Source organism: Psychrobacter piechaudii (assembly GCF_900162825.1).
In the GTDB taxonomy this organism is placed as follows: Bacteria; Pseudomonadota; Gammaproteobacteria; order Pseudomonadales; family Moraxellaceae; genus Psychrobacter; species Psychrobacter piechaudii.
This window is the reverse complement of sequence record NZ_FUGE01000139.1, coordinates 1-6,152: the sequence shown is the minus strand read 5'-3', so window position 1 is coordinate 6,152 and position 6,152 is coordinate 1. Positions and strand designations below refer to the sequence as shown.

The window sequence follows — 6,152 nt, the reverse complement described above, 5'->3', positions numbered from 1 at the left end:
CACATGGCATGATAGGGATATCAATGCTGCTAAGAACATCCTCGCGGTCGGGCTTGACCGTCTAGCTGTAGGAATCCCCTCGGTTTAGCGAGGGGAGGAAGTCAACAAATCATTGTAAGTACAGCAAGTGTCTTAGTGGTTTTCACTAGCATGGTTGAGGGTGTATTTTGGAATCTCAACCACTAGGTCTGTGTGTTCAACTTGAACCTGGCAAGATAGACGCGAGTCAGGCTCTAGTCCCCAAGCTCTGTCTAATAAGTCAGCTTCAATATCGTCCATCTCATCTAGGCTGTTAAAGCCTTTACGCACAATCACGTGACAGGTAGTACAGGCTTTAGACATTTCACAGGCATGCTCAATTTTAAAACCTTTTTCTAACAGGCCTTTACATAAGTTTTGACCGCTTTCCAATTCGACTTCAGCACCTTCAGGGCATATCTCATGATGGGGCAGTAATGTAATCTTAGGCATAAAAAATTCCAACTTTTAGTTATTAATAAAATCTGTTTTGCAATATCTGTATTAAAGAGTGAAGCTATATAATTATTAACTCTTTAAGTCAGTGTCTTATTCAGACCAAGTATCGGTACTGGTGCCAGCGAGCGACTGCTGCACACTTTGGTCCATAATACGAGCCGCAAAAGCATCACTTAAGGGCTTTAACTGGGCTTGTTTATTTTCTACTTCTGCTTTTATGGCTTGTAGCACTGCTGGATCTTCAGAAGTGATATCTTGTTGAAGCGCTTCAGTTAACTTTTGCATCGCTTGTTGTAGATTGCCAATTTCCTCTTCGCTTAATAACGAGTTGAACTCTTGTAAAGCCGACTGTAAAGCTAATATCTCACGTTCAGCTTCGACCTTAGCTTCTATTAAGCTGCGAGTTAGTTTATCCTGAGCCGCATTTTCAAAGCCTGCACGTAATAACTGCTCTTGCTGCTCATCACTCAAGCCATACGATGGGGTAATCTTAATATCGCTCTTAACCCCAGAGGTAGCTTCAAAAGCACTGACGGACAGCTGACCATTAGCATCAATGTCAAAAGTGACTTCGATACGGGCTAAGCCTGCTTTCATAGGAGGAATACCATATAACTCAAAACGACCTAATGAACGGCAGTTTTCAACAGTATCTCGTTCACCTTGTACCACATGAATGACCATGCCAGTTTGGCCATCTTGATAAGTAGTGAAGGTTTGTTTTTTGGCCACTGGGATAGGCGTATTACGAGGAATAATCACCTCTACTAAGCCGCCCATAGTTTCTAGACCTAACGATAGCGGAGTGATATCAAGCAGTAACACATTATTGGATTTATCTTTTTTGATAAGTTGTTCAGCGACCTGCGCAGCACCTAATGCCACCACTTCATCAGGATTCAGATGAGACAGCGGTTTTTTATTGAAGAATTGTTCAACAGCCTCTTGTACCACAGGCATGCGGGTAGAACCACCCACCATGATGACTTCATCAAGCTGTGAGATATCGATATTGGCATCACGCATGACTTGCTCACACGTTGACAAGGTACGGCGAGTGATAGGGTCTACAACTTGAACCAAATCTTCTGCGTTTAACACGCCTTGCCACTGAGTGCCGGCAACATCTAAGGTCACAGAGACACTGTCCTCATGGGTCAGTGCTTGCTTATAAGCTTCTGCTTGGCGAGCGATGTGAGTGCGCTGCTGAGCCGTTAACTGTTTTGGGTCCAATCCTGCTTGCTTTAGTAGCCAGCCCATGATTTGGCGGTCCATATCATCGCCACCTAAAGCACTGTTACCACCCGTGGCCAGTACTTCAAAAACACCCTCGGTCATCTTTAATAGTGACACGTCAAAGGTACCACCGCCTAAATCATAGATTAGGTAGATATGCTCTTGTTTTTCAGAGTCATTTTTGTTACGGTCTAGACCATAGGCTACAGCTGCTGCTGTGGGCTCGTTTAATAGCCTAAGTACATTAAGTCCCGCAAGTTTGGCAGCATCTTTAGTGGCTTGACGTTGTGCCTCATCAAAATAAGCAGGCACGGTAATGACTGCACCAGAAATACTGGCGTTAGGTAGGGCAGACTGGGCCCGTTGTTCAAGGGTTTTTAGGATTTGCGCAGAGACAGCTACTGGAGAGATCTCACCTTGAGCAGTCACAAACGAGGGCATGGCTTCAACGTTACTTTCGCTAGATTTTAGCTGATAAGGGTGTGAAAACTTAATGTCTTGTACACTGCGACCCATAAAACGCTTAGCTGAGATGATGGTATTGGCAGGATCTGTTTCAAAATAAGCCAAGGCTTCAGAGCCAACAACCGGTGCGGTTACTCCGTCTTTATTGCCATAATAAACTACAGAGGGTAGCAAGGTATCTTTGCCGGTATTAGCTGTTTCATTACTTAAAGTGGTTTCAAGCAAAGCGGCCTTACCCGAGCGAACAACCGCTACCATAGAGCGAGTGGTGCCCAAATCAATACCTAAAGCATATTTATGCTCATGAGGATTTGCACTTTGGTTTGGTTCAGCAATTTGTAATAAAGACATAAAACACTCAATCTAAGGCAGAGAATTAAAAATAAAAGAAAAATAAAGGTCTAACTATATATAAAGACATCAGTCATATCAAAGATACAAGTCATCGTCATCAGTTTGTTGTTGGCTATTATCTATGGCTATATCCATATCTTTTTTTAGTTTAACCAAAAACTTAAGCTTTTGAGTAGCATCCTTTGCCACCGACCAATCTTGCTCAGCATACGCCGTAACAAAGCGTTGTGACTGACTGTCTATACGCTCGTCCACATTTGATTTAAGCTTTGATATAGTCGCCAAATCATTGGCTGCTTCAGCATCATCAAGATCCATGCGCATTTCCATAGCATCATCTAAGAAGTCAAGATCAGCAATAGAGTGGTCAGTATTCAACTCTTGACCTGATAGCTCCAATAAATAATTGGCACGACTGTCTGGATTGCTCAAGATATCGTAAGCATGATTGATGACAGCAGAGTTTTGCTGTAATGACGCACTCTCATTCCCACTTAACTTATCAGGGTGATACTGACTTTGAAGTTGACGCAACCGTTCATTAAGCTTTGTGGGTTCTATTTCAAAAGTAATAGGTAGCTCGAATAGAGCGAAGAAATTGGCAAAAGTAGGTGCGTTATCTGACATAGGCTTTGAGTGCTATTGGTTGATGGTAGTTTGGTGGAAGCTAAAACTTAAAGCTGACGCACTAGGTCGTCAGCTTGGTCTAAATCCTAAAATCATCACTAAGGTAAGCTATTTTTATTTGAGCTATAAGCACAGCTATAACTATAGTGGCTTATCGTTAAATAAGGAATCGGGTAGGGGTAAGTAGTACTGAACTGAGCTGATTAAACAGCCAAGCAGCTAAACAGTAAAGGACTCACCACAGCCACATTCGCCTTTTTGATTAGGGTTAGTGAATTTGAAGCCTTCATTAAGACCTTCAGTCACATAATCCATCAATAAGCCGTCTAAATAAACCATACTTTTAGGATCAACGAAGATGTTTACCCCGTGGCTTTCAAATTTTTCGTCTACTGAATCTGGTTCATCGACGAATTCTAACACGTAGGCCAGTCCCGAACATCCAGCAGTACGAATACCGACACGAATGCCCTCACCATGACCTCGGTTATTTAAATAATCTGTAACGTGTTTTGCAGCACGTTCGGTCAGTTCTATCATTAAGACTATCCTAATGTTAAAAAATAAAAATTACATCGCTTGGGCTTAATAAGGTGACCTTACCAAGCCCATTAGCATTAAAAACGCACTAATCAGTTAATTAATAACACACTAATCGCTTATCACTTAAACTAAGAATTAAGCGTCAGTTTCAGTTGCTGTACCTGTCTTAGCACGGTAATCATTAATAGCTGCTTTAATCGCATCTTCAGCCAATACTGAACAGTGAACTTTCACTGGCGGTAACGCAAGTTCTTCAGCAATGTGTTTGTTTTTGATCTCAGAAGCTTGGTCTAGTGTCTTGCCTTTTAGCCACTCAGTCACTAGTGAGCTTGAAGCAATAGCTGAACCACAGCCATAAGTTTTAAAGCGAGCATCTTCAATAATACCGTCATCGCCAACTTGGATTTGTAGACGCATAACGTCACCACAAGCTGGAGCACCAACCATACCGGTACCAACGTTTTTGGCATCTTTGTCTAAATTACCAACGTTGCGTGGGTTTTCATAATGGTCAATTACTTGATTACTATAAGCCATGGTGTTTCTCCTGGGGTTTAACCTAGATAAATGGGGACAATAAAAATTTATTGTCTAATTTTTTAATAATAATTAGCGTCAATTAAGCCGCAGTTTTTAGTTTAGTGTTCCGCCCACTCTACAGAGTCAAGGTCCACGCCATCTTTGTACATATCCCATAATGGAGATAGGTCTCTTAATTTATCTACCGCTTCATGGATCTGAGTTAGGATCACATCAATGTCTTCTTCGGTGGTATAACGACCAAAGCTGAAACGGATAGAGCTGTGTGCTAATTCGTCTGGGCGACCAATAGCACGTAGCACGTATGAAGGCTCAAGAGTAGCAGAGGTACAAGCTGAACCTGAAGAGACAGCCATGTCTTTTAACGACATCATTAGTGATTCGCCTTCAACGAAGTTGAAGCTAATGTTAATGATATTTGGAACGCTGTTTTCAGCATCGCCATTTAGATAAATCTCTTCGATGCCCTGAACGCCTTGCCATAACTTATCATGCAATTTTTGGACATGGGCACGGTCTTCTTCTAAACGTTCAGCAGCAACAGCGAATGCTTCACCCATACCAACGATTTGATGAGTAGCCAAAGTACCAGAACGCATACCGCGCTCATGACCACCACCATGCTGTTCAGCACGGATACGAACACGTGGTTTGCGGCGTACGTATAAAGCACCGATACCTTTAGGACCATAAATCTTATGACCTGAGAAGCTCATTAGATCAACTTTCAGCTCTTCAAGGTCAATTTCCACTTTACCAGCAGCTTGAGCCGCATCAACGTGGAAGATAACTCCTGCTTCACGAGTAATTTCACCAATGGCTTTAACATCAGTTATTGTGCCTAATTCGTTATTCACCATCATTAATGAAACTAGAATAGTATCTTCACGTAAGGCTTCTTTAACTTGCTCTGGTAAGATAAGGCCTGTACTTGGCTGAGGTTCGATGTAAGTAATTTCAAAACCTTCTTGCTCAAGTTGACGGCAAGTATCCAATACCGCTTTGTGTTCAATCTTACTGGTGATGATATGCTTACCACGGCCTTCGTAGAAGTGAGCCGCGCCTTTAATGGCTAAGTTATCAGACTCAGTAGCACCAGAGGTGAATACAATTTCACGAGGATCGGCATTTACCAAATCAGCAACTTGTTGACGTGCATTTTCTACAGCTTCTTCAGCTTGCCAGCCATAACCGTGTGAGCGAGACGCTGGGTTACCGAAGACCCCTTCAAAAGTCATGTATTCAGCCATCTTCTTTGCTACTCTAGCATCAACAGGGGTGGTGGCTGCATAGTCAAGATAGATAGGACGGTTTAAGTTACTCATGCTGGATTAACCTCATTGGCTGGAAATATTATATTTGAATTTGTAGTTGTACTTTTTTCTGTCTTTTCAGTGGCTGCTTGATGAAGTAGCTGTTGACGATGGGATACATCTTTAACATTCTCCATTTGCAACAACTGATCTAAAGAAATGTTTTTTAAATATTGTTCGATGTGGGTTGATAAAGCACACCATAAGTCATGGGTAAGACACATTGCGCCGCCTTGACAGTTGCCTTGACCGCCACACTGCATGGCATTCACTGATTCATCAACGGCAGTGATAATGGTCATTACATCAATTTCAGCCAGAGGTTTGGCTAAATGATAACCGCCTGAGGCACCACGGGTACTGGTCACTAATCCTGCTTTACGTAATTTAGAAAACAATTGTTCTAAATAGGAAATAGAAATGGATTGGCGCTTGGCAATATCAGATAGGGAGACAGCATTTTTTGAATCACCATCTTGGATAGCCAGGTCAAGTAACGCGGTTACCGCGTATCTACCTCTAGTTGTTAAGCGCATTTAATGTCTCCACGAGTTCATACTTGATTAATTAAGTCCTATTATAGTTAATTCCGAGTAA

General features: G+C 42.1%; 7 protein-coding genes and 1 pseudogene. 1 reads left to right on the top strand and 7 read right to left on the bottom strand.

Features of this window, described 5'->3' with window-relative positions; all coding sequences use genetic code 11:
* Positions 1 to 88, top strand: a pseudogene (locus A1019T_RS13670) (RNA-guided endonuclease TnpB family protein); the annotation flags it as partial.
* 44 nt (positions 89 to 132) lie between these two features.
* On the opposite strand, the gene fdx reads toward A1019T_RS13670, so the two are convergent.
* The 7 genes from fdx to A1019T_RS07645 all read right to left on the bottom strand — a co-directional run bounded on the left by fdx (position 133) and on the right by A1019T_RS07645 (position 6,091).
* Positions 133 to 471 carry an ISC system 2Fe-2S type ferredoxin gene (gene fdx, locus A1019T_RS07675; RefSeq protein WP_077451130.1) on the bottom strand — a complete coding sequence of 113 codons (339 nt, stop codon included), beginning with the start codon at positions 469 to 471 and terminating at the stop codon, positions 133 to 135.
* A 96-nt stretch (positions 472 to 567) separates the two neighbouring features.
* Positions 568 to 2,529: a Fe-S protein assembly chaperone HscA gene (gene hscA, locus A1019T_RS07670; RefSeq protein ID WP_077451129.1), complete on the bottom strand. Its 1,962-nt coding sequence runs from the start codon at positions 2,527 to 2,529 to the stop codon at positions 568 to 570.
* A gap of 78 nt (positions 2,530 to 2,607) precedes the next feature.
* Complete coding sequence (gene hscB, locus A1019T_RS07665) at positions 2,608 to 3,159, bottom strand: Fe-S protein assembly co-chaperone HscB (protein WP_077451128.1); 552 nt, start codon at positions 3,157 to 3,159, stop codon at positions 2,608 to 2,610.
* A gap of 219 nt (positions 3,160 to 3,378) precedes the next feature.
* Positions 3,379 to 3,699: an iron-sulfur cluster assembly protein IscA gene (gene iscA, locus A1019T_RS07660; protein ID WP_007395252.1), complete on the bottom strand. Its 321-nt coding sequence runs from the start codon at positions 3,697 to 3,699 to the stop codon at positions 3,379 to 3,381.
* A 138-nt stretch (positions 3,700 to 3,837) separates the two neighbouring features.
* Positions 3,838 to 4,239: a Fe-S cluster assembly scaffold IscU gene (iscU, locus tag A1019T_RS07655; protein WP_077451126.1), complete on the bottom strand. Its 402-nt coding sequence runs from the start codon at positions 4,237 to 4,239 to the stop codon at positions 3,838 to 3,840.
* 101 nt (positions 4,240 to 4,340) lie between these two features.
* Positions 4,341 to 5,567 (bottom strand): IscS subfamily cysteine desulfurase, encoded by a 1,227-nt coding sequence (locus A1019T_RS07650; RefSeq protein WP_077451125.1) that lies wholly within the window; start codon positions 5,565 to 5,567, stop codon positions 4,341 to 4,343.
* Positions 5,564 to 6,091 (bottom strand): Rrf2 family transcriptional regulator, encoded by a 528-nt coding sequence (locus A1019T_RS07645; protein WP_077451124.1) that lies wholly within the window; start codon positions 6,089 to 6,091, stop codon positions 5,564 to 5,566. Before A1019T_RS07645 ends, A1019T_RS07650 begins: the two co-directional genes overlap by 4 nt.
* Between the last annotated feature and the right edge of the window lie 61 nt (positions 6,092 to 6,152).